Origin of the sequence: Methylobacterium marchantiae (assembly GCF_042679825.1) — a bacterium.
GTDB classification, from domain to species: domain Bacteria; phylum Pseudomonadota; class Alphaproteobacteria; order Rhizobiales; family Beijerinckiaceae; genus Methylobacterium; species Methylobacterium marchantiae.
In genome coordinates, this window is record NZ_JBHTND010000038.1 from 13974 (window position 1) to 37292 (window position 23319).

Annotated in this window: 19 protein-coding genes and 1 pseudogene; 5 read left to right on the forward strand and 15 right to left on the reverse strand. The window is 68.8% G+C overall.

All coding sequences use genetic code 11. The annotated features are described in order from the left end of the window. Positions 1-264 precede the first annotated feature (264 nt). The 3 genes and pseudogenes from ACFQ4G_RS19565 to ACFQ4G_RS19575 all read right to left on the reverse strand — a co-directional run bounded on the left by ACFQ4G_RS19565 (position 265) and on the right by ACFQ4G_RS19575 (position 3555). Complete coding sequence (locus ACFQ4G_RS19565; protein WP_238208757.1) at positions 265-1665, reverse strand: MFS transporter; 1401 nt, start codon at positions 1663-1665, stop codon at positions 265-267. 165 nt (positions 1666-1830) lie between these two features. Next, a pseudogene (locus ACFQ4G_RS19570) lies at positions 1831-2694 on the reverse strand (transposase). A gap of 309 nt (positions 2695-3003) precedes the next feature. Then, positions 3004-3555 carry a sigma-70 family RNA polymerase sigma factor gene (locus tag ACFQ4G_RS19575; protein ID WP_238208758.1) on the reverse strand — a complete coding sequence of 184 codons (552 nt, stop codon included), beginning with the start codon at positions 3553-3555 and terminating at the stop codon, positions 3004-3006. Between the two features lie 520 nt (positions 3556-4075). Here ACFQ4G_RS19575 and ACFQ4G_RS19580 point away from each other — a divergent pair. Then, the gene (locus ACFQ4G_RS19580) at positions 4076-5155 is read left to right on the forward strand and encodes a GNAT family N-acetyltransferase (RefSeq protein WP_238208759.1); all 1080 of its coding nucleotides are present in this window, start codon (positions 4076-4078) and stop codon (positions 5153-5155) included. Between the two features lie 9 nt (positions 5156-5164). On the opposite strand, the gene atzF is transcribed toward ACFQ4G_RS19580, so the two are convergent. The 10 genes from atzF to ACFQ4G_RS19630 all read right to left on the reverse strand — a co-directional run bounded on the left by atzF (position 5165) and on the right by ACFQ4G_RS19630 (position 18627). After that, positions 5165-6964 (reverse strand): allophanate hydrolase, encoded by a 1800-nt coding sequence (atzF, locus tag ACFQ4G_RS19585; protein WP_238208766.1) that lies wholly within the window; start codon positions 6962-6964, stop codon positions 5165-5167. 22 nt (positions 6965-6986) lie between these two features. After that, on the reverse strand, positions 6987-10649 hold the full coding sequence (uca, locus tag ACFQ4G_RS19590; protein ID WP_238208760.1) for an urea carboxylase: 3663 nt from the start codon (positions 10647-10649) through the stop codon (positions 6987-6989). Then, positions 10649-11272, reverse strand: coding sequence for an urea amidolyase associated protein UAAP2 (locus ACFQ4G_RS19595; protein ID WP_238208761.1), 624 nt, complete (start codon positions 11270-11272; stop codon positions 10649-10651). The genes uca and ACFQ4G_RS19595 overlap by 1 nt, the downstream gene beginning before the upstream one ends. A 14-nt stretch (positions 11273-11286) precedes the next feature. Then, positions 11287-12096, reverse strand: coding sequence for an urea amidolyase associated protein UAAP1 (locus ACFQ4G_RS19600; RefSeq protein WP_238208762.1), 810 nt, complete (start codon positions 12094-12096; stop codon positions 11287-11289). A gap of 96 nt (positions 12097-12192) precedes the next feature. Next, entirely contained in the window at positions 12193-12654 is a 462-nt protein-coding gene (locus ACFQ4G_RS19605) for a cupin domain-containing protein (protein ID WP_238208763.1), read from the reverse strand. 126 nt (positions 12655-12780) lie between these two features. Beyond that, complete coding sequence (glnT, locus tag ACFQ4G_RS19610; protein WP_238208764.1) at positions 12781-14154, reverse strand: type III glutamate--ammonia ligase; 1374 nt, start codon at positions 14152-14154, stop codon at positions 12781-12783. Positions 14155-14167: 13 nt separating this feature from the next. Then, positions 14168-14944 carry a creatininase family protein gene (locus ACFQ4G_RS19615; RefSeq protein WP_238208767.1) on the reverse strand — a complete coding sequence of 259 codons (777 nt, stop codon included), beginning with the start codon at positions 14942-14944 and terminating at the stop codon, positions 14168-14170. Positions 14945-15542: 598 nt separating this feature from the next. After that, entirely contained in the window at positions 15543-16472 is a 930-nt protein-coding gene (locus ACFQ4G_RS19620) for an ABC transporter ATP-binding protein (RefSeq protein WP_238205026.1), read from the reverse strand. After that, positions 16469-17614 carry an ABC transporter permease gene (locus tag ACFQ4G_RS19625; protein ID WP_238205027.1) on the reverse strand — a complete coding sequence of 382 codons (1146 nt, stop codon included), beginning with the start codon at positions 17612-17614 and terminating at the stop codon, positions 16469-16471. The genes ACFQ4G_RS19620 and ACFQ4G_RS19625 overlap by 4 nt, the downstream gene beginning before the upstream one ends. Further along, on the reverse strand, positions 17611-18627 hold the full coding sequence (locus tag ACFQ4G_RS19630; RefSeq protein ID WP_379040896.1) for an ABC transporter substrate-binding protein: 1017 nt from the start codon (positions 18625-18627) through the stop codon (positions 17611-17613). Before ACFQ4G_RS19630 ends, ACFQ4G_RS19625 begins: the two co-directional genes overlap by 4 nt. A 104-nt stretch (positions 18628-18731) precedes the next feature. Between ACFQ4G_RS19630 and nikR the strand changes: the two genes are divergently transcribed. Beyond that, positions 18732-19250, forward strand: a complete 519-nt coding sequence (nikR, locus tag ACFQ4G_RS19635) for a nickel-responsive transcriptional regulator NikR (protein ID WP_238205029.1) — start codon at positions 18732-18734, stop codon at positions 19248-19250. Between the two features lie 9 nt (positions 19251-19259). On the opposite strand, the gene ACFQ4G_RS19640 is transcribed toward nikR, so the two are convergent. After that, entirely contained in the window at positions 19260-20120 is an 861-nt protein-coding gene (locus ACFQ4G_RS19640; RefSeq protein WP_238205030.1) for an urease accessory protein UreD, read from the reverse strand. A 28-nt stretch (positions 20121-20148) separates the two neighbouring features. Further along, positions 20149-20997 carry a 3-mercaptopyruvate sulfurtransferase gene (gene sseA / locus ACFQ4G_RS19645; protein WP_238205031.1) on the reverse strand — a complete coding sequence of 283 codons (849 nt, stop codon included), beginning with the start codon at positions 20995-20997 and terminating at the stop codon, positions 20149-20151. 152 nt (positions 20998-21149) lie between these two features. On the opposite strand from sseA, the gene ACFQ4G_RS19650 reads away from it, so the two are divergent. The 3 genes from ACFQ4G_RS19650 to ACFQ4G_RS19660 form a co-directional block, all read left to right on the forward strand. Continuing rightward, entirely contained in the window at positions 21150-21392 is a 243-nt protein-coding gene (locus ACFQ4G_RS19650) for a hypothetical protein (RefSeq protein WP_238205032.1), read from the forward strand. Positions 21393-21394: 2 nt separating this feature from the next. Further along, positions 21395-21748, forward strand: coding sequence for a hypothetical protein (locus ACFQ4G_RS19655; RefSeq protein ID WP_238205034.1), 354 nt, complete (start codon positions 21395-21397; stop codon positions 21746-21748). A 300-nt stretch (positions 21749-22048) separates the two neighbouring features. Continuing rightward, a partial coding sequence (locus ACFQ4G_RS19660; protein ID WP_379040900.1) for a DEAD/DEAH box helicase occupies positions 22049-23319 on the forward strand: 1271 nt, incomplete at its 3' end.

The following is a 23319-nucleotide window of genomic DNA, read 5'->3' on the forward strand; positions in this document are numbered from 1 at the left end:
GCCCCGAGAACTCTCGGCCAGTCAGTACCGCCACCAGGATGCCCGAGCAGCCGGGCACGGCGTAAACCCATCAGAAAAGCCAATGCCGTTTGTGATGAGCCTATTCAGGTCAATGATTACGAAATCCGGCCCAACATCGGCCACATCGTCTGAACGAACCGAAGCCGCGAGAACGACGTCGTCCCTTCCTGGCTATGCGATCTGCCGGCGGTGGAACGGTTAGCTCAAGGACCCGACTGGGAAGTGAATACCGGCTCTGGCGAATTACGCCACACCCTTGCCGGATAGGCCGCGCGGCCCTCCGAGAACGAGGATGCCGCTGAAGACCAGGGCGGTCGTGATCACGGCGAACATCGTATGTGGGCCGTTGGCCGCGAGAATGGGCAGCAGAACGATCGGCGCTAGTGCGGAGGAGACCCGGCCGCCCGCCCAGGCGTAGGCGAGCGCCCTGGCGCGCACGGACGTCGGCAAGATTTCCGTCGTGTAGATCACCAGGATGCCGCCATAGGTCGCTGCAGCCGTGTTGAACGCGATGCCGGACAGAACCAAGGCGGAGAAAGTGCTGCTAGAGGCGAAGACCGTGCCAAGCATCGCCATCGTCCCTGCCAAGGCGACAAGGCAGGCGCGCCGCTCCAGGCGGTCAATGACGAGGGCAGTGAGGGTGGTTCCCAGGAGCGGACCCAAAAGCGATAAGGCTCCGAAGATGAGGGATTGATCGACCCGGAACCCCTTCTGCAGCATCACGACCGAGCTGAGCAGGGGAAACCCCAAGGTTGCCCAAGGGGCGACGGTGTAGAGGGCGATGAACAGGACTGTTCTGCGCCTCTGCGCAGGCGCAGAGTATGGCGCGTCCAACCCGACCCGCAGAACGCTCCCTGGCACCGGAGCGATCTCGTCCAAGCTCGCTGACGGCGCGATCCGGGCCGCATGCTCGAAGCGTCGACAGACGCGGTCGGCCTCCACAGTGCGTCCGACCGAGGCGAGCCAGCGTGGCGACTCAGGCATCAGCCCGAACAGCACGGCCCCCAAGACAGCCAGGACCGCGCCGAGTCCGAGCACCCAACGCCACGGCTCGACCCCGAGGGGCGGCGTGAGTGCGAGGGCGTAAACGAGACCGATCACGGCGACCCCACCGAGGGAGCCGAGACCACTACACACTAACAGCATCGCGCCACGCCTGCGCGGTGGCATCACGTCGGCAAGGTAGGTTGCGGCCAGCGGGGGAAAACCGCCGATGGCGAAACCCGACAAGGCGCGCGCGAGTGTCAGCGACGCTAGACCGGGGCTCAAGGCAGCAGCCAGCGATCCGGCGGCCATTAAGCCGAGTGAAGCTTGGAGCGCGCGCCGACGCCCGAAGCGGTCGCCAAGCATGCCGAAGATGGGCGCGCCCACCGCCCCGCCTGCAAAGACTGAGGCGAGAAGCAGGGACAGACTGCCACGCGGCATGTTGTAGGGGGGCGCCGTGAAGATCGCCGCGAAGGCATTGCTCAAGGCGACTTCGGCGACGTCCGTGAAGAGACCGAAGATGCAGACGGCGAGAATTGCCCCGTGGAGGTGTGTCAGTGGTAGAACGTCGAGCCTTCGCGCAATCACCGCCATGGAGCCGGCTGCACACTTGTCCGGACCGTCGTCTATCGAGATGACGTCGCTTTGGGCTAGGATCAACGGGATGGCTCCAGTACCGAGCCGGCCTACGATCCGGCCCGATGATGGATGGCGATAACCGGATGCAAGGCGTTGCGGAAGGCGATTTTCATCAACGCGGTTTTGCGTATCAGGAGACCATATTTAAGTTCACTTGATCCTCCCCCCGATTACACGGACACGGGGTTAGCTTGCGTTCTGTTCGACCCGCTCGGGTGCGATGTAACCGAGTGCCGAGTGAACGCGCTGTCGGTTGTAGGATCCTGCGATGTAGGCGAACAGGTCGCGTCGGGCCTCGTCCCGGGTCGCCCATCGTCGCTGGTGGACGAGCTCGACCTCGAGGGTATGGAAGAAGCTCTCCATCGGGGCGTTATCGTAGCAGCAGCACGTCCGGCTCATGGAGGGCGTCGCCTTAACGTCGGCACGCTGCGCTCTGTAGTTCTCGGCCGCGTATTGGCTGCCGCGATCCGAGTGACAGATGAGGCCGGCCCCCCGGTCGTTGCCGTTGGGTCGCCATCATCAGGGCGGCCTGCGTCAGCTCGGTCCGCATACGATGCCCGTCATGGATACGCCGGACGTCGTCGAGGAGTTGACGGTTCGGCACCGACCGAGCGCTCTCGGGGCGGGAACGCCAGTCGTCATAGCCGCCGGGGGAGACTTCGAGCACGCGGCACATGAGACGCACCGGCCAGATGCTCGCATGCTGATCGATGAAGGCGAACGTCACTTTGGCATCTCCGCGAAGATGCCGATCGCTTTTTTTGGGACGTCGCGCTCCATGCGCGTCCGATCGAGCTCACGCCGCAGACGGGCGATCTCGGCGGCCTGGTCGGAGGGGGAAGCCACCGGGCTCGCAAGCGCGGATCCCTGCGATCCTGCTGCCCGCGGTGGTGAAGAGCCTCCCATCAGCGCCGTGCGCCACGGCCTCAGCATCGAGGGTTGGATCCCAAGTTCGGCCGCGATCTACATCTGCGGCCGGCCGCTGCTTTCCAGCAGGGCCACCGCCTCGCGTTTGAACTCGGGCGTGACACCGAAGGTGCGGCGAAGCAAACTCGCGTCGCCTCTTGGCCATCAAACACCTTCCCCGCCCGTAACGAGCGTATCAGGGGCGTCCGTGAAATCAGGGGAGGATCAGCGAGCACGTTCCTCATGAAGTGGACTCCGCGTCGGCACTCTTCTCCATGAGGCCACGCAGGGTCATCATCTCGCCGGCAATCGCCGATAACCGCCTCTCAGCTACACCAATGCCTGGGACACGACCGGTGACGTCCCCCGCATGCCATCCGGATGTCCGTGCGGTTTCCTCCGCACACCCGCCTCCCGCACGCGCATCTCCCACGACGCCGGTCGCTCGAACGTTCAGGCGGCGGCGGACCGGCACAAGGCCGTGCCGTCCCGGATCATGAAGTTCACCAGCGTCGGCGACACGCCGTTCTCGCGGGCGAGAACGGTCTGGGGAATGCCGTCGATCCTGTGGGCCAGGAAGACCCTGCGCGTGCGCTCGGAGGTCGTCTCCAGGGCGGCCAGCGCAGCCTTCAGGGCCTGGCACTGTTCCAGCCGGTCGTGGGGGCAGGCGCAGGGGGCGGCGACCGAATCGGCCTGCTCGTCCGGCACGAAGCGGCAACGCTCGCGGATCGCCCGACGCGCCCAGTCGATGGCCGCATTCCGGACCATCCGGCGCAGGTAGTGGAGGGGTGCCTCGACCCGCCTGCCGTGGAGAGCCTCGTCACCGGTTTCCTCGCACAGCTTGAGGACCACTTCCTGAACCACGTCCTCGGCCGCCGAGCGGTCGCGGAGAATTTGCGTCGCGTAGGCGACGAGCCCCGCCTGCTCGGCGATGAGCGCCGCGAGCAGGGGCGCGCCGATGCCGCCTCGCGACGAATGCGGATGAGGCGGATGAGTCTGTGCCATGGACGACCTTCTCGTGATGCCCGCTCGTGATGCTCGGACCGTCGGGAAGACGTGAGAGATGTCCGAGCAACCCGACATTCCCGCTCTATGCTCAGGCTAAAGAGGCAACTCGCGCCGACTTACAAGGTGGCATTGACCAGAAAATATTTGAATTAGAAGTCTTCTAAACTCAGACGACGATGCTTTTATTTAGATCTGGACAAGGATTCATCGCATCCCGGAAGGAGTTATGCTGATTCGAAACGCTGAATCCGCACCAACTGCCTTCATGCATAGGTCGGCGCCATCCCCTGCATGCGAGGCATCGTATTCCGATCGTGATCGGTTGCGTCGACGTCAGCATGCACGCAGGGCGCACCGAAGGCCAGCCCGGCTGGTCTCGGGTGGTCCAGGGCCGAAGCGGCCTCGTCCGATCATGACGAGATCGATGCGCGCGCTTAAATTTCCGGCATGCTCGGGCGTCCTGTCTCCAGAAGGCGTCCCGCTCGCGGATGCCGGTTCAGGCGGACGACGAGACGCGATGCTCCAGGCAACACTTCCCTTTCGATGCGGCGAGGCGACAGGCCGTCCCGTCGAGGTCTTTCGCGACGGCGACCGGCTGAGCGTCGTCTCCGATGGACGGGTCGGCCTGCGCCTGAGGCTCCAGGAGCGGAATGGGCACGGCCTGCACCTCTCGTTCGAGGAACCCGCGAGGCCCGATCCGGCGGAGGCGCTGGCCGGCGTGACGGCGGCCTTCGAGATGGTCTCTGCGACGCATCCAGAAGCAGAGCGGATCGGGCTCGATCCGGCGAGCTTCGCCACCCTCGCCGAGGATCTCACGGCGCGCGGGCTCGCAATGCGGGAAGGCGATGCACTGGCCGTCGATCCGACGATGCTGTGGCAGCGCCCGGAGCCCTGGCTCGCCAGCCTCGTGTCGCGCGACTTTCCGGCTCGCCCGGTGATGAGCGGCGGCAAGCGCCATCCGCAGCGGCCACCCAAGCCCACGGGCGCGATCTATTCCCGCTTCATCCCCTGGCTCGGGGAGGCCGTGGCGTTCCGAGCCGCCACGCTCGACGACGTCGACACCCTGCATCGCTGGTTCAACGATCCGGTGGTCGATGCGGCCTGGGGCGAGGCCGGCCCGCGCGCCAAGCACGAGGCCTATCTCGCGGGCCTCATCGCCGACCCGCACATGATCCCGATGATCGGGACGATCGGCGGTGAACCGTTCGGCTATTTCGAGATCTACTGGGCCAAGGAAAACCGCCTCGCGCCGTTCTACGACGTGCAGGATTACGACCGCGGCTGGCATGTCCTGATCGGCGAGAGCCGGTTCCGCGGCAAGGCCTACATCTCGGCCTGGCTGCCCTCGCTGATGCACGCGCTCTTCCTCGACAACCCGCGCACGGAGCGGATCGTCGGCGAGCCCAAGGCCGACCATGTGCAGCAATTGCGCAACCTGGAACGGTCGGGCTTCGCCCGGATCAAGACCTTCGATTTTCCGCACAAGCGCGCGGCCCTGGTGATGCTCCTGCGCGAGCGCTTCTTTTGCGAGAGGCTGTGGTCGCCGGCGGGCGGACTTCCCGCTTCGCCCGAAACCCTCGGCCAGCTGCCGGGCTGACGGGCACCGTCAGCGGGAGGCGAGGTAGGCGCGCCAGCCACCATGCGCGGTGACCTCCTCGGCGCCCCTGACCGCATGGGATTCGCACAGGAAGCCGGAGACGTCGGAGCCGTCCTCCAGGGTGATCTTGCCGATACCGAGGGGGGCAGGGATCGCGGCGGTGAAGCGGCCGAAGCCGGCCGGCGGCAGGGCCCAGATCTCGATCTCCAGGCCGCCGCCGGCGAAGCCCGGCTCGTGGATCAGCCCGGGCTTGGCCGGTCGGGTGCCGGGCAGGGCGTAGAGGCGATATGCGCTCGAGGTCCGCGCGGCCCGCACCATCCGGCCGCCGAGATCGGTGAGTTGGTGATTGAGCGGCAGACCCGAGAGATGGGCGCCCACCACCGCGATGGCGATCTCGTCCGCCTCGGGGGCGGGGACCCGGCTCGCTTCGGGCAGGATCGCGTCACGCGCGATCCCCATTCCGCTCGCCGCCGCGCGGTGGAGCGCATCGGCCCAGTAGCCGAGCGCCTCGTCGCTGAAGCCGGGACCGACCAGGGTGACGCCGCCGGGCAAGCCATCGGCGCCGAAGCCGCCCGGCACCGCGATCGCGGCGAGTCCGAGGAGGTTGGCGAAGTTGGTGTAATGGCCGAAATGGCTGTTGAGGCGGATCGGGTCGGCCAGCATCTCCTCCACCGTGTAGGTGGTGGGGGAGGTCGGCAGGAGCAGGATGTCAACCTCCGCCCAGGTCGCCTCGGTGCGCCGCCGCAGGGCCTCGAACGCGTAGCGGCCCTCGAACGCATCGACGGCGCTGTAGCCCCTGGCGGAGTCGACGATGCTCCTCACGCTCGGATCGAGGGCATCGGCATTCCCGGCGAAGAACCCGGCGATGGCGGCCAGGCGCTCGGCGACCCACGGCCCGTTGTAGAGCAACGTCGCGATCTCGCGGAACGGCGCGTAATCGAACGGCACCGCCACGGCGCCGAGCCCTTCGAGGCGGGCGATGGCAGCGTCGTAGAGGGCCTCGCGCTCGGCATCGCCATAGAACTCGCGCTCGTCCGCGGCCGGCACGCCGAAGCGCAGACCCTTGGCGGGGAGGGGATGCGGCACCGCATGCCGTGAGAACGGATCGGTGGCGTCGAACCCCTCCGCGATGCGACGGATCTCGAGCCCGTCGCCGACGCTGAACGCGAACACGCTGATGCAGTCGAGGCTGCGGCAGGCGGGGACGAGACCCGTCGTGCTGAACAGGCCCGGCGTCGGCTTGATGCCGACGAGGTTGTTGAACATCGCCGGCACCCGGCCCGAACCGGCGGTGTCGGTCCCGAGGGAGAAGCTCGCGAGCCCCGCGGCCACGGCCACCGCCGAGCCGGAGCTCGACCCGCCCGAGACATGCGCGGCGCTGAACACGCTGCGCGGCGCGCCGTAGGGCGAGCGGGTCCCGTTGAGACCGGTGGCGAACTGGTCGAGATTGGTCTTGGCCGTGCAGAACGCCCCCGCCGCTTTGAGGCGCGCCACGACCTCGGCATCCGCTTTCGCATCGTAGGCGAAGGCCGGGCAGGCCGCCGTCGTCGGCAGGCCGGCCACATCGATATTGTCCTTCACCGCGAAGGGGACGCCCCAGAGCGGAAGCGAGTTCGGCTCGGGATGACGCGCCATCAGGTCTTCGGCCGCCGCCACCAGGGCCGCGCGATCGAGCGCCGTGATGAAGATGGCGGGGTCGTTCGAGGCCGCCATGCGGTCGGCGACCGCCTCCGCGAGGGCGACGGGGGTGAGGCGTCCCGATGCGTAGAGATCGCGCAGGGTGCAGAGGTCGAGAATGGTCGGCAGCATGTCGGTCGGCTCTCTCACCCACTCAGATCTCTTCGATGATGGCGACGAGGTCGCCGCCGCGCAGGGTCCGCCCCGGCTTCACCCAGACCTCACGCACGATTCCCGCCACCGGCGACGCGACGGCGATCTCCATCTTCATCGATTCGAGGATGGCCACCGTCTCGCCCGCGGCGATGCTCTGGCCTTCCTCGACCACCACCTTCCAGACATTGCCCGGCACGGTGGTCGGCACGCCCACATGGCCGGCGGGCACCGCGTCGGCTTCGCCCTCCGGTGCGCCCTCGTCGGAGACGAAGCTGTCGAGCCCCTCGTCCTTCCAGCGCTGCCGCTCGGCCTCGAAGGCGGTCTGCTGGCGCAGCTTCGCGGCCGTGATCTCGGGCGCGTTGCGGGCGAGCTCGGCCTGGTGCTCGGCATACGAGAAGGTGCCGTCCTCGATCGTGATCGGGTAGGCGCCGTGCGGGAAGGCGGCCCGCGCCTCGGTGAGCTCGTCGTGGCTCACCGGGAAGAAGCGGATGCGGTCGAACGGGCGCAGCAGCCAGGGATGGCCGGGGACGAACTCCTTCGTCATCCGCCAGGTGTTCCAGATCTGGATCGTGCGGCCGAAGAGCTGGTACCCGCCCGGCCCCTCCATGCCGTAGATGCACATATAGGCGCCGCCGATGCCCACCGCGTTCTCCGGCGTCCAGGTGCGGGCGGGGTTGTACTTGGTGGTGACGAGGCGGTGGCGCGGGTCCACCGGCGTCGCCACCGGCGCGCCGAGATAGACGTCGCCCAGCCCCATCACGAGATAGCTCGCATCGAAGATGATGCGCTTCACGTCGGCTTCCGACTCCAAGCCGTTGATCCGGCGGATGAACTCGATGTTCGAGGGGCACCAGGGCGCGTTGGGGCGGACCAGCTCCTGGTACTTGCGCATGGCGAGTTCGGCCTGCGGGTCGTTCCAGGACAGGGGCAGGTGGACGATGCGGCTCGGCACCGTGACGTCCTCGACAGCGGGCAGGGCGGCCTCGATCTCGCGCAGCTGTCCTAGCAGGCGTGAGCGCGGCAGCGTGGCGCCGTCGTAATGGATCTGCAGCGAGCGGATGCCCGGCGTCAGGTCGATCAGGCCGGGCAACCGCGCCTCGGCCACGGCTTCGGCGAGGAGGTGGACGCGCAGACGGATGCCGATGTCGAGGGCCATCGGGCCGTATTCGACCAGCAGGTTGTCGTCACCCTGGCGGCGATAGACGACGGGCACGGGCCCGGAGGAGTCGGTGGCGAGGATGGGCGAGCCGGCGCGAGCTTTCCCTGCCCCCAATCCAACGACCTCATCCTGAGGTGCCGCGCAAGCGGCCTCGAAGGAGGCCTCTAGGGGCGGCGGCGTTCTCTGGAGCCCTCCTTCGAGGCCTCCGCTACGCTCCGGCACTTCAGGATGAGGATGTGGTTGGGACAGGACGAGGGAATCGTCCCCCGCCCGCTCCACCGCCGTGAACCGCACCGTATCGCCCGGTCGCAATTGCCCCATCTTCCACTGCTCGTCGCGGGCGATCACCGCCGGGCAGACGAAGCCGCCGAGACTCGGGCCGTCTGGCCCCAGCAGGATCGGCATGTCCCCGGTGAAATCGATGGCGCCGATGGCGTAGGCGTTGTCGTGGAGGTTCGACGGGTGCAGCCCCGCCTCGCCGCCGTCGCTGCGCGCCCAGAGCGGGGTCGGGCCGACGAGGCGCACGCCGGTGCGGGCCGAATTGAAGTGCACCTCGTAAGAGGCCGAGAACAGATCGGAAATGTCCTCGTCCCGGAAGAAGTCCGGCGCGCCGTGCGGCCCGTAGACCACGCCGATCTCCCAGGCATGGGTCAGCGGCGCGGGCGTGGGCGTCGAGACCTCGACCTCCGGCGCATCGCCGAGATGGAGCACGTCGCCGGCCTTGAGGACGCCGGTGGCGTGGCCGCCGAAGGCGCCGAGCGCGAAGGTCGCCCGCGAGCCGAGGATCACGGGCGCGGCGAAACCGCCGCGCAGGGCGAGGTAGCTGCGCTGGCCGGGTCCGGCGATGGCGCCGATGCTCACGATCTGGCCGGGCTCGACCGCGAAAGCCTTCCCGTGCGGCTGCGCGATTCCGTCGAGGCGCGCCGTCATCGCCGCCCCGGCGAGCACCACGGTGGCGGCGGCGTGGAACCGCAGGGTCGGCCCGGACACGGTGAGTTCCAGGGCGCAGGTATCGGGCGGGTTGCCCACGAGGGCGTTGGCGTCGCGGAACGAGCGGGCATCCATCGGCCCGCTCGGCGGCACGCCCACATGCCAGAGGCCGATGCGGCCGGGCAGTTCCTGCAGGCTCGATTGCGCGCCGGGGACCAGCACCTCGATGCTGCGCGGAGCGTAGGGGAAGTCGCGCAACGCCGTGGTCGCGACCCGGCCCGAGGCGAAGAGCTCGGAACCGGCAATGGCGCGCAGATAATCGAGATTGGTCTCGATCCCCGAGACCGCGCTGTCGTCCAGCGCCTTGCGCAGGGCGGCGAGGGCGGCCGGGCGATCCGCGCCCGTCACGATGATCTTGGCGAGCATCGGGTCGTAGTTGGTCGTGACCTCGGTGCCGGTCTCGATCCAGCCGTCGATGCGGGCCTCGGCCGGGAACCGCACCTCGGTGAGGCGGCCGGCGCTGGGGGCGAAATTGGCGTGCGGGATCTCGGCATAGAGCCGCGCCTCCATCGCCGCGCCCTGCGGGACCAGGGGACCGGCGGCGGCGATCACGTCCTCGCCGGCCGCCTGGCGGATCATCCATTCCACGAGATCGATGCCGAACACCGCCTCGGTCACCGGATGCTCGACCTGGAGCCGGGTGTTGACTTCGAGGAAGGAGAAATCCTCGCGCGCCGGATCGTAGATGTATTCCACCGTGCCGGCCGAGGCGTAGGACACACTCTCGCCGAGCGCCACCGAGGCCGCGTGGAGCCGTGCGCGCACCGCGTCCGACAGGCCGGGCGCCGGGGTCTCCTCGATGACCTTCTGGTTGCGGCGCTGGAGCGAGCAGTCGCGCTCGCCGAGCGCCACGACGCGGCCCGCGCCGTCGCCGAAGATCTGCACCTCCACGTGGCGCGCCTCGCCGACGAAGCGTTCGAGATAGACGCGGGCATCGCCGAAGCTGGCGCGGGCCGTGCGTTCGACGCCGGTGTAATGCTCCGACAGCTCGGCGGCCGAGGCGCAGAGGCGCATGCCGATGCCGCCGCCGCCGGCCGTGCTCTTGAGCATCACTGGGTAGCCGATGGTCTCGGCGACCTCCAGGGCGGCGGCGAGGTCCGGCAGCAGATCGGTGCCGGGCAGGAGCGGCACGCCGCTGGCCCGTGCGAGGTCGCGCGCCGTGTGCTTGAGGCCGAAGGCGCGCAGGTGCTCCGGCTTGGGCCCGATGAAGACGATACCCTCCTCTGCCAGCCGCTCGGCGAAGGCGACGTTCTCCGACAGGAAGCCGTAGCCGGGATGGACGGCCTCTGCCCCCGTCGCCCTGCAGGCGGCGATCACCGCCTCGACGTTCAGGTAGCTCTCGGAGGCGGGTGCCGGCCCGAGGCGGATGGCCTCGTCCGCCTCCAGCACGCCGCGGGTGAAGCGGTCGGCATCGGAGTAGACGGCCACGGACGCGACGCCCATGCGCCGGCAGGTCCGCGCGATCCGCCGGGCGATCTCGCCGCGATTGGCGATGAGGATCTTGCCGAACATCAGAGCGCGTCCCGGATCGTCACGCGGATCGGCGTCGGGTTGAAGCCGTTGCAGGGGTTGTTGATCTGCGGGCAGTTCGAGATCACGCAGATCACGTCCATCGCCGCCGTCACCTCGACGTAGTCGCCGGGCGAGGAGACGCCGTCGACGATGGCGAGCTCGCCGTTCTGCTCGATCGGCACGTTCATGAAGAAGTTGATGTTCTGCGGGATGTCGCGCTTCGACAGGCCGTATTTCGCGACCTCCAGGGCGAAGTTCTCGCGGCAGGCATGGAGATACTTGGTGGCGTGGCCGAAGCGCACGGTGTTGGCCTCGCAGGAGCAGGCCCCCGCCGAGGTGTCGTGCCGGCCGCAGGAATCGGCGGTGACCTCCGCCATCACCCGGCCCTCGTTGGAGACGAGCCGCGTGCCCGTGGTGACATAGGCCGAGCCCTGGACGCGCAGGGTGTCCTGCGAGGAATAGCGCTCGCCCATGTCGGCGGCGCGATAGAACAGGGTGTCGACGGCCTGACAGCCGTCGGTATCGGTGATGCGCAGAATCTGGCCCTTGCGCACGAGGCCGGACCACGGCGCCTGGGCCGGCACGGTCTCGTCGAGAAGGAACGTGGTGTCGTTGGTCGTCATGATGCGTCCCCCTCTCAGAAACCGATGGCGGCGTTGTTCTCGAAGCCGCGCACGGCCTCGATCGTGGCCGTCCGGCAGAGATCGTCTGCGGCCGCGACGGGCGCCCGGAAGCGCGTGACCACGACCGGATTCGGTGCGTAATCCGGGTTCGGGTCGAGGGGGTGGGGGCAGTTCGAGAGGGTGACGAGGAGGTCGAGCTCGGCGCGCAGATCCACGAAGTCGCCCGCGCGGCGGCCGGCCTCGTTCCAGCTGAACCGGCCCTCCGCGCCCACGGAGACGGGGGCGAAGAAGCTGACGCAGGCGGGGATGTCGCGCCGGTCGAGCCCGGCCTTGAGGGCGGCGAGGACGAGGTTGTCGCGGGTGTTGCGGTAGGGACCGCCGGCGTAGCGCGCGGCGTTGGAGGCGGCGTTGGAGCCGCCCACCAGCGTGTCGTGCGCGCCACAGGAATCCTCGATGAGCGAGAGCATCACCCGGCCCATGTCGGAGAACAGCACTCGGCCCCGCTGCAGGGCGGCGGTCCACTGGACCTTCACGGTGTCGGCGTAGTTCAGGCGCTCCGACGTCTCGGCGGCGTTCCAGGCCACCAGGGCGACGCTGGACGGGCCGTGGTCGAGGCCGATCCGCAGGGCCTCGCCGGCATTGAGCTCGAAGGTGCAGTACCAGCCGCCGGGGATGGTCTCGGTGTGGAGGATCGCCGATTCGTCGAGGGGCAAGCCCCGCACCGAAGGCGGAGGCAGGGCGAGAGGGGCATGGCCCTGGCCCTGCGCCTTCAATTCCTCGTAGCGGCGCCGATTCTCGGCGATGATGCTGGCTGTGTCGGTCATGCCCGTCTCCTCAAGGCTGTTCTCCGGGTCGTCCCGGAAAAACAGCCCTGGCGCGGCCGGGTCGTCCCGGCGGGCATGCGTCGTTAGCGGTGCTGCTTAACCCGGCGGACCACCGAGTGTGAAGTACTTGCGGACCGGATCCCTGACGTCCCAGGTGCCGGCGAAGCCCGCGGGGGAGACGAACGCATCCCCCGCCCGGTAGGTCTTGGCGAGCCCGTTCCCGTCGGTGACGACCACCACCCCTTCGAGGATGTGGACGAACTCGTTCTGCGCGAATTCGATGTGCCACTTGCCCGGCTGGCAGGTCCAGGTTCCGGCCAAGAAGTGGCCGTCCTCGCTCTGGTAGGCGAAGCTCACCGTCTGAGCGGGGTCGCCCGAGACGATGCGCTCCCGCTCCGGGCGGTAGGGTTTGCAGGGGCGCGGCGCATCGCTGAAATCCACGGTCGCGGTGCGGCTTCCGATGCCGGTCACGAGCGTTCCGACGGACCGCACCCCGATGCCGCCGAACAGCGCCAGCATCGGCCCGCCGAACGTATGAAGCAGCCTCGCGATCTCCATGGCCAATCCCCTCTCGCGGCTCCGCCCGCGGCCAGACGATGCCTGGCCGTCTCATCGGACTATCCGAGTGACGATAGGAGAAAAGCATGGTCGGGTTGAGGCTATGCTTCGCGAAACGGTTAACGACTAGAAAAGATGGCTGTAACGCTCGATCTCCCAGGCACTGACCGTGAGGTGATATTCGTCCCACTCGGCGCGCTTGTAGCGGATGAACTCGTCGCGCAGCGCCTTGCCCAGAGTCTTCTCCACCAGCGGGTCGGCGGCGAAGGCCTCCACGGCCTCGGCGAGGGTCTGGGGCAGGAACTCGATGCCGCGTTCGGCGCGCTGCGCGTCGGTGAGGTCGTAGAGGTTGTCCTCGTTGGGCGCGCCGGGGTCGATTCGCTCGCGCACGCCCTCCAGCCCGGCGGCGAGGACCAGGGCGGCGGCGAGGTAGGGGTTCACCGCGCCGTCGGCGTTGCGGCTCTCGCAGCGTCCACCGCCGGCGGGCACGCGCACCGAATTGGTGCGGTTGTTCGAGCCGTAGGAATTGAACACCGGCGCCCAGGAGAAGCCGGCCATGGAGCCCTGGCGCACGAGGCGCTTGTAGCTGTTTACCGTGGGCGCGAAGGCGGCGCACAGCGCCCGCCCGTGCTTCAGCACGCCGCCGATGAAGTGATAGCCGGTCTCGGTGAGGCCGAGACCGCGCGGATCGGCCGATGGGTCGCAGGCGAAGGCGTTCCGGCCGGTCTCCTTGTCGGAGAGCGACATGTTGAAATGCGCGCCGTTGCCGGTGCGGTCGGCGAAGGGCTTCGGCATCATCGTGGCGATGAGGCCTTCCTCCTTGGCGTAGTGCTTCGCCATCATGCGGAAGAAGGTGAGCCGGTCGCACATGGTCAGGGCGTCGGCATAGTTGAAGTCGAACTCGAACTGTCCGCAGGCATCCTCGTGGTCGAAGGAATAGAGGTCCCAGCCGAGATCGTTGATCGTGGTGGCGACCTTGTCGAGCCAAGAGAAGTTGTCGACGAAGCCGCGCACGTCGTAGCAGGGCTTCACCAGCTTATCGTCGGGGATCGGCGTATGGAGCGAGCCGTCCACCTCCTGCTTGAGCAGGAAGATCTCGCATTCGATGCCGAGGTTGAAGCCGAAGCCCATGGCCTCTGCGTCCTTCAGCACGGTCTTGAGGGCGACGCGGGTAGAGAGCGGGTAGGGCTGGCCCTGGAAGGTCAGGTCGGCCGGGCACCAGGCGAGCTTCGATTCCCAGGGCAGCTGAATCAACCCCGAGAAATCGGGGACCGAGGCGAGCTCGTCCTCGTTCGGGGCCTGGCCGAGCCCGTCGAGGGCGTAGCCGGTATAGCGCTCCGACCCCGCCGCCATCTGCGGCAGGTGGTCGATGGGCACCACCTTGGCCTTCTGCACGCCATGGATGTCGACATAGGCGCCGATGACGTATTTCACGCCCTTGGCGCGCAGCTCGTCCTGCAGCTTCGAGATGGCGGGGTCGATATCGGTCTTGTGAGCCACGGGCTCGCTCCTCTTACGCGGGTACGTCGTAGGGATGGGGAAGGGGCGGGGTCTCGGAGAGGCCGCGCTGGACGAGGTCCGACAGGTCGTCGACCATCCAGGCGAACAGCCGCTCGCCCTCGGCGAAGCTCGCCTGCGAGGGACGGCCGGTGACGCCGTTCAGGCTGGTGCGGTTGACCGGATGGGAGAAGACCAGCCCCTCCGTCCGGTCGGGATCGTCGGCCTCGGCGATACGGTCCGGCCGGACCAGATCCGGCGCCAGCGCCAGCATCAGCGAGGTCTCGGCGGCATTGGCGTGCCAGTCACCGGCATCGGCGAAATGCGCGGCGCGGACGCGCTCGCTCACCGTCGCCGAATTCACCAGGGCGACCATCAGGTCGTCATGGGCGGCGCGCAGCATCTCCAGGGCGCAGCGCAGGGGCGCGGCGTTGGTGACATGCGCGTTGACGATGAACAGCCGCCGCACGCCGGACTGGTAGGCGGATGTGCCGATCTGGGCCACGAGCCGCGACATCATCACGGGATCGAGGGTGATCGTGCCCGGCCAGCGCCGGCTATGCCCGAGGGAACAGCCATAGGGCAGGGTCGGCAGCACCGGCACGCGGGTCCGAGCCGAGACCGCATGGGCCAGCTTTTCGGCCAGCACGAAATCCATGCCGGTGCCGAGATGCGGCCCGTGCTGCTCGGTGGCTCCCACGGGCAGGATCGCCGCGTGCGAGACGGCAGCGAGGTCGCCGGGGAGTTCGCCCCAGGTCCGGTTCGCCCAGAGGAGGGGGGAGAGGGCGGTCATGCGACGCCCCCCGATACGCAGTCGCCCATGACCGGCGCCCCTTCCCCGGACGGGCGAAGCGGCAGCGTAGCCCGAGCCGGGGCCCAGCTCAGGAAGCCGCGAAGCGTCCGACCCCCCGAGCCCCCCGCTTCGAGCCGACGACGCGGCGCATCCCACGCTGGGTCCCGGATCGCCCTCCGCTGGCGCTCCGGGCGTCCAGGAAAGGGGCTGCGGATTGTTCGGTGAGGAAGAGAAGCGCTCGCGCCGTCCGACACCATCCGCGCCCCTTCCCCGGACGGGCGAAGCGGCAGCGTAGCCCGAGCCGGGGCCCAGCTCAGGAAGCCGCGAAGCGTCCGACCCCCCGAGCCCCCCGCTTCGAGCCGACGACGCGGCGCATCCCACGCTGGGTCCCGGATCGCCCTCCGCTGGCGCTCCGGGCGTCCAGGAAAGGGGCTGCGGATTGTTCGGTGAGGAAGAGAAGCGCTCGCGCCGTCCGACACCATCCGCGCCCCTTCCCCGGACGGGTGAAGCGTCAGCGGAACCCGATCCGGGGCCCAGCGCGGAAAGCCGCGCAGCGTCCGATCCATCGTGCGAAGCGGCCTGACCCCGTGGAACATTCTCATTCCACCTCGTCCCCGGCGGAGGTCATGCGCGTCACGACATCCGGCGCCACGGATTCTTCGGCCTCGTCCTTCGGCGGGTGGATCAGCGCGTCGAGGCGGGCGCGGGTGGCGCGGAATTCCGGGGTGAGCGCCTGGTTGTGGCTGCGCGGGCGCGGCACCGGCACCTCGATGAGCTCGGCGACCTCGCCCGGATGGGCGCTGAGGACGAGGATGCGGTCGGCCAGATGCACCGCCTCGTCGAGGTCGTGGGTGATGAAGACGATGGTGATGTCGATCTTCTTCCATATCTCGATGAGATACGCCTGCATCCGGGCGCGCGACTGGGTGTCGAGGGCCGAGAACGGCTCGTCCATGAGCAGGATGCGCGGGCGGGTGGCGAGCGCCCGGGCGATGGCCACGCGCTGCTTCATCCCGCCGGAGAGCTGGTGCGGGTAGCTGTCGGCGAAGGCTTCGAGCCCGATCAACGCCAGCCATTGCCGGGCCTCGCGCTCGGCCTCACGGCGCGGCGTGCCATTCTCCTCCAGGCCGAAGGCGACGTTGCGCAGGACGCTGAGCCACGGGAACAGCGTGTAGCCCTGGAACACCATGCCCCGGTCGGCGCCGGGACCGGAGACCGGCACCCCCTCGACGCTGACGACACCCGAGGTCGAGGTCTCGAGGCCGGCGAGGATGCGCACGAAGGTGGACTTGCCGCAGCCCGAAGGCCCGACGACGCAGAGGAACTCGCGCCGGTGGGTGACGAGGTCGATGTCCTTCAGCGCCACCGTGGTGCCGCCACCCGGCTTGGCGAAGGTCTTCGTCAGCTTGTCGACCCGGAGGGCGACCTCGCGGCTCTTCAACTTGTCGAACCGGGCGCGAACCGGCTCGCACTGGGTGCGGTAGTCGCAGGCCTCGAGCGGCAAGACGACTGGAGAGACGGGATTCACGCTTCGCTCCTGTCGTAGGGAAACAGCCGGCGGCCGAGCCAGGCGAGGGCGAGGTCGGTGGCCGAGCCGACGAGGCCGATGATGAGGATCGCGGCGTAGACGTTGTCGAAATGCTGGTAGCGGGCCTGTTGCGTGATGAAGAACGTGATGCCCGACGAGGTGCCGATGAGCTCGGCGACGATGAGGTAGGTCCAGGCCCAGCCGAGCAGGATGCGCTGGTCGCGATAGAGCTGCGGCAGCATCGCCGGCACGATCACCCGGCGGATCAGGCGCAGGTTGCGCGCGCCCAGGGTCAGCGCCGCCTCGATCAGCAGCGGCTCGATCCGCCGCGTGGTGTTGGCGATGACCAGCACCTGCTGGAAGAACGTGCCGATGACGATGATCGCGATCTTGGGCCCGTCATAGATGCCGAGGATCGCCACCATCAGCGCGCCGAAGGCCGGCGCCGGCATGTAGCGCACGAACTCGATGACCGGCTCGGTCACGCGGGCGAGGGTCGGCTGCGCCCCGCAGAGGATGCCCAGCGGAACGCCGACGATCGACGACAGGACGAAGCCCCAGAAGATAATCTGGATCGAGTGCCACAGGCTCAAGGGAAGGCGGATGGCGTCGCGCTGCGTCGGCTGCGCCGTCAGCGAGGTCCAGAACGCGGTGGCCACCTCGTGCGGAGCGGGGAGATAGACCGGGTTGGCGGGCTTGCCCGCCGGCTCGGCGGTGCCGGCGGCCTTGGCCGTGGCGACCTCGTCGGCGAAGGCGGCCTTCGGCACGCGCATGCCGGGCTCCATCCAGGCGATGTCGCCGGGATCGGTCACCTCCACCAGCGGATGCCACAGGAACGGCACGTAGGAGACCGCCGCCCAGGTGAGGAGCGGGATCAGGAACGACAGGATGGCGAGCACCGTCCGCCGGCGCGGCGAGAGCGGCCGCGCCACGCCGATCCAGGACCGGCGGCGTTTGGACGGCGGCACGTCGAGCGCGTCCTTTCCCCCTTCGCGGGCGAGGGTGCCCACGGAGTGGGCGGGAGAGGTGGCGGTCTCTCCAGAGGGGGCGCTCCCCTCATCCGACCCGCTGCGCGGGCCACCTTCTCCCGCAGGGGGGAGAAGGGACGCTCGCTCCACGCCGTGGCGCATCTCCGTGCTCATTTGCCGTCGGTCAGCGCCGGGTCGATGTAGCTCTTCACGTCCTGCGCGGTCTTGTAGACCTCGTACTTGACGTTGAAGGCGTCGGCGTAGCGGCTGGAGCCGTAGAGCGACCCGAAGCCGTCGGCCTCCTTCATCACCTTGGCGCCCTCGGCGAGGGTGAGGAGCTTGGTGCCCTTGAGGAAGCGGGTGAAGGTGGGCGCGTCGATGCCGACCTTGGCGGCCATGATCGCCACCGCGTCGGGCTGCGTCTTCGGGTCCTGGATATAGGCGACGACCTTGTCCCAGACGCCGACGAACTTGATCCATTCGGCCCGCCGTCCGGACAGGCTCGCGGGGGAGACGGCGACCACGTCGTAGATCAGGCCCGGCTCGTCGGCGGAGGAGTAGAGCGGCTTGGCACCGGCCGCGCCCTTCATCGCCTGGCCGGCGATCGGCTGCCAGGCGCCGATGGCCGAGACGTCGCCCGAGGCGAGGACCTGCGGCGTCTCGTTGGTCTTGGCGTTGACCAGGGTGACGTCGGTCTCCTTGAGGCCGAGCTTGGCGAGACCGTTGATGAGGAGCAGGTGCTCCACGAGGCCGACTTCGAGGCCGACCTTCTTGCCCTTCAGATCGGCCAGCGTCTTCACGCCCGGCTTGCCGACGATGATGTCGTTGCCGTTCGAATAGTCGGTGAGCATGATCATGACGTTCTTGGCGCCATTGCCGCCCATCACCAGGGCATCGCCGTTGGTGCAGGTGACGGCGTCGAGCTTGCCGGCGGAGAACGCGTCCATGGAGGCCGAGTAGTCGAACCACTCGAACTTCGCGTCGATCCCGGCTTCCTTCAGCCAGCCCTTCTCGATGGCGACCTGCCAGGCCACCCAGCCGGGCCAGTCGCTGTAGCCGATGCGCAGGGGCTCGGCGGAGTGCGCCACGGGGATGGAGGCGGAGGCCGTGAAGAGGCCGAGGGCGAGGGCGCAGCCCGCGACCGCCTTGCGTCCGACGGTCAGGATCGAGGAAAGTTGCATCTGCATTCTCCGAACCGCGTAGTACGATCGCTAGAAATCGTAATACCGATTGCGTTTCACCCATACAAGAGACGTGCCAGGACCGTTCCCGGCATGCAGGAGGAGGCCCGATGGCGGGTGGCGACGAGACCCTGGCGACCACCGATGATGGGGTAATGCCGGAAGAGGGCACAGGGGGGCGGCGCAGGCCGGTGAGCCGGATCAGCCTGTCGCTGTCCGAGGATCTTCTGTGCGAGCTCGACACCATGGTGGGGGAGCGGGGCTTCGCCAGCCGCTCCCAGGCAGTGGCGACGATCCTCCACCGCTCACTCGTGGAGCACCGCCACAAGGTCGGCGACCGGGTGATGGTGGGCACGATCACGCTGTTCTACGATCACCTCGCGCCCGGCGTGCAGCAACGTCTGGCCGACCTGCAGCGGCGCTACATCGCCGAGGTCATCTCCTCGCTCCACGTCCACCTGATGAACAACCAGACCCTCGAAGTGGTCCTGGTCCAGGGGCCGGCGGCGACGCTGCAGACCATCGCCGACACCATGATCACCGAGCGCGGCGTCATCTCGGGTCGCCTCGAACTGGCCGCCGCCCTGATCCCGCCGATCCATCCGTTCCAGGGCGAGGGGAGTGGGTGACGACAGGTCTCAGCTCTGCCAGACCCGCGGCATCGGCGTGCCGCGATAGGCCACCAGCACACGGGCGGCCGTCGCCCGCAGGGCATCGGGGTCGGCGCTCAAGAATCGGGCAACGAGGTGCCCGTTCCAGGCACTGGCGGCGATATCCACCCCCGGCGATCCCAGGGTTTCGACATGGCTCCGAAACGCCTCCAGTCGGGCCTCCGCATCCGGTGAGACGTCGAGTAGGGTCGCCATGGCCCGGGCACCGCCACCGAGGGCGGGCCGTTCGAGCAGGGCCGTGATGGGACCGTCGAAGGCGAGGGACTCGGCATAGGCCAGCCGCCCGGCCCGGCGGATGCGCCACACATCCCGGAACAGGCCGGATTCCAGGCGCTCGTCGCGGGCCGTGCGCCCGAAGACGATTGCCTCGAAAGCGAGCAGCCGCGCATCCGCGGCGAGATCCGCCTCGAAGCGCCGTTCCAGCCGAGCCCGGTCGAACAGGATGGTCTCCTGGGGCAGCCAGTCGAGGCGGGCGCCCTCGGCGAGGGTCGCCCGCGTGCCGACGTGGCTCGACGGGCCGTCGGATTTGTAGATCTTCTCGGCGGCGGTGGTCGTCACGACGAGATGCGCCGCCGCATCGACGATCGCTTCCACCTGAAACCGGTCGCCGCAGGCGATGCCGCCCGCCGTGTTGAGGAGGACCGCCTCGCAGGGGCCCGCGCCATGGCGCGGAAGCCGCAGGCGCAGCGGTCCGGCCTCGGACAGGTCGGCGATATGGGTGCCGGCCCCGTGGCGGACGACGCGCACGCCGACGCGCCCGTCGGAGCGCTGCCGCGCCGGCGCCGCATCGGGAGACGGAGCCGCGACGCTCGATCGATGAGGGGCCACGCGCGTGCGGGCTCGGTCTTTGACCGCCTCAGGCCGGCCCGGTGGCGACGGGACGCGCGAGGTCGACACCCCATTCGGACCAGGAGCCGTCGTAGAGGGCCTTGGCCGGATGCCCGAGGGTCTCCAGGGCGAGCGAGACGATGGCCGCGGTCACGCCGGAACCGCAGGTGGTGACGACGGGCCGGCTCGGATCGACGCCGGCATCGGCGAAGACCTTGCGCAGGGCATCCGCATCCTTGAGGCGGCCATCGGTCTGAAGCGCCGAATAATGGACGTTGCGCGCACCGGGCATGTGGCCGGGGCGGACGCCGGGACGCGGTTCGGCCTCTTCGCCGCGGAAACGCGGGGCGGAGCGGGCATCCACGACCTGGGCCGAACCGCTCTCCAGGGCGCGGGCGACGTCGCCGGCATCGGCCACGGCGCCGTTGTCGAGGCGGGCCGAGAAGTGGCGCCGGTCGCGCTGGGGGCCGTCACCGTCCTCCGTCCGGCCGCCCGAGGCGAGCCAGGCCGGAAAACCGCCTTCGAGGATCTGGACGTCGCGCACGCCGAAGGTGCGCAGCATCCACCAGACCCGCGGCGCGGAGAACAGGCCCATCCCGTCATAGACGATGATGTGCATGCCGTCGCCGATGCCGAGGTTGCGCATGCGCGAGGCGAACACCTCCGGCCGCGGCAGCATGTGCGGCAGGGACGAGGTCTCGTCGCTCATGGCATCGATGTCGAAGCGGATCGCGCCGGGGATATGGGCTGCCTCGTATTCGGCTGCGGCATCGCGCCCCTGGGCGGGCAGGTACCACGACGCATCGAGCACGATGATGCCGGGTGCGCCGAGGCGCTCCTTGAGCCAGTCGGTCGTGACGAAATGCGAAGACGCCATGTCTGCTCTGTCCGTTGAAGAAGATCGGCGCCACTCAATCACATCCGCCCCCGGCTTGCACAGTCGCGACCTTGCACACGCGGCGCGTTGAGGCGAAAGCTCTCCGGAATGATCAGCCATCACCATAGACCGCGTCCGGAGCCGGCCCGATCGTGACCCCGCGCGAGACGTTCCACATCGAGATCCTCGGCTCCGAGGACGAGGGCGAGGATCGCATCCGCCAGCGCCTGTCGATCCGCGCCAGCGGGGCCGAGAGCGCGACGGAACGCGCGCTTCTGATGTTCGCGCGGGCCCGGGCGCCGCAGCGCTCCGGCGGACCGGCCGAGGCGGTGCGGGTCATCGACGGGGCCGGGACGGAGGTGTTCCACCGGACCCGCTTCGACGAGAGCGCCTGACCATGCGGCTCCTCGGCGGCCTCGGCCTGATGCTCCTGCTCGCGGGCCTGTTCGTGCGCAGCTACACCCTGCCGCCGGCGCCGGATCGGCGGGGCGGCACGACCATCGCCCTGGCCTATCCGAATCGCGCCCTGTTCGGCAGCCCGCGCGGCGATTGCATCGGCAGCCCCGAGGACGAGGTGGTGATCACCTGCCTGATCGGCTCGGTCTCCCGATTCAGGGCGGAGACGATGCCGCTGCTGCAGCTCACGTTCTGCGGCACCTGCTACGGCCTGTCGCAGAGCTTCGCCTCCCTCGGCCGCGACGACAAGGCGGTCCAGGCCAAGCTCGCCCAGATGGCGCGGTTCGGCTGGTAGCGGGGTGCGTCCACGCGCTCAGCGTATGGCTCGGCGGTGAGATTGACTTCGCAGGCGCGAAAGCGCATATCGCAGTTGCAGCGTCAGCGGCCGTGACAGGTTCGCTTGAGAGGGCTGCGTGACGGATCGCCGATTGCGCGTCAGCGCGACCCAAGCGACCTGAGCCCCTCTCTTCAACGTGCATGCACCCGGATCGCCCCATCACGCGGGCGACCTCCAGCTCAACGGACCAGACCTTACCACATGACGACCATCGTTTCCGATGGTGTCCGGCCGGTCCCGCTGCCTGAAAGTCTACCCTTGACCCAATTCACCGATTTCGGCCTCGCTCAGCCCGTGCTGCGCGCCCTGGATGAGGCCGGCTACAAGATTCCGACCCCGATCCAGGCCCAGGCCATCCGCCCCGCCATGGAAGGCCGCGACCTCTGCGGCATCGCCCAGACCGGCACCGGTAAGACCGCGGCCTTCGCGCTGCCGATCCTGCACCGCCTAGCCCAGAATCCGCGCAAGGCGATCCGCCGCGGCTGCCGCGTCCTCGTGCTCTCGCCCACCCGCGAGCTCGCCAACCAGATCGCCGAGAGCTTCTCGGATTACGGCAAGCACCTGTCCTTCACCAACACCGTGGTGTTCGGCGGCGTCACGATCTCCCGCCAGGAGAAGGCGCTCGCCAACGGCGTCGACATCCTCGTCGCCACGCCCGGCCGCCTCATGGACCTCATCGAGCGCCGCTCGCTGACCCTCGAGGCCGTCGAGATCCTCGTCCTCGACGAAGCCGACCAGATGCTCGACCTCGGCTTCATCCACGCCCTCAAGCGCATCGTGAAGATGCTGCCGAAGGAGCGCCAGAGCCTGTTCTTCTCGGCGACCATGCCGAAGAACATCGCCGGCCTCGCCGACCAGTACCTCCGCGATCCGGTGCAGGTCGCCGTCACGCCGGTGGCGACCACCGCCGAGCGCGTGACCCAGGAGGTCATCTTCGCCCATACCGGCGCGAAGCAGGCCCTGCTGAACCACATCCTGCGCGATCCGAAGATCGAGCGCGTGCTCGTCTTCACGCGGACCAAGCATGGCGCCGACCGCGTCGTGCGCGGCCTGGAGAAGGTCGGGATCAACGCCTCCGCCATCCACGGCAACAAGTCCCAGCCGCAGCGCGAGCGGGCGCTCGCCGCCTTCAAGGACGGGTCGTGCCGGGTGCTGGTGGCCACCGACATCGCCGCCCGCGGTATCGATGTCGAGGCGGTGAGCCACGTCATCAACTACGACCTGCCCAACGTGCCCGAGAGCTACGTCCACCGCATCGGCCGCACCGCGCGCGCCGGAGCGAACGGTCTCGCGATCTCGTTCTGCAACGACGAGGAGAAGGCCTACCTGCGGGACATCGAGCGCACCACGCGCCAGAAGATCCCCGTGGGCAGCTTCCCCGAGGGCTTCAGCCCCCCGAGCCGGCAGGAAGCCGCCGAGGCCGCACAGGCCGAGGAGCGCCGTCCGGCACCCCAGGGCCAGCGTCCCGGCCAGCGCCAGGGCCAGCGCCCCGGCGGCGGTCGTCCCGGCGGCTTCGGTGGTCGTCCCGG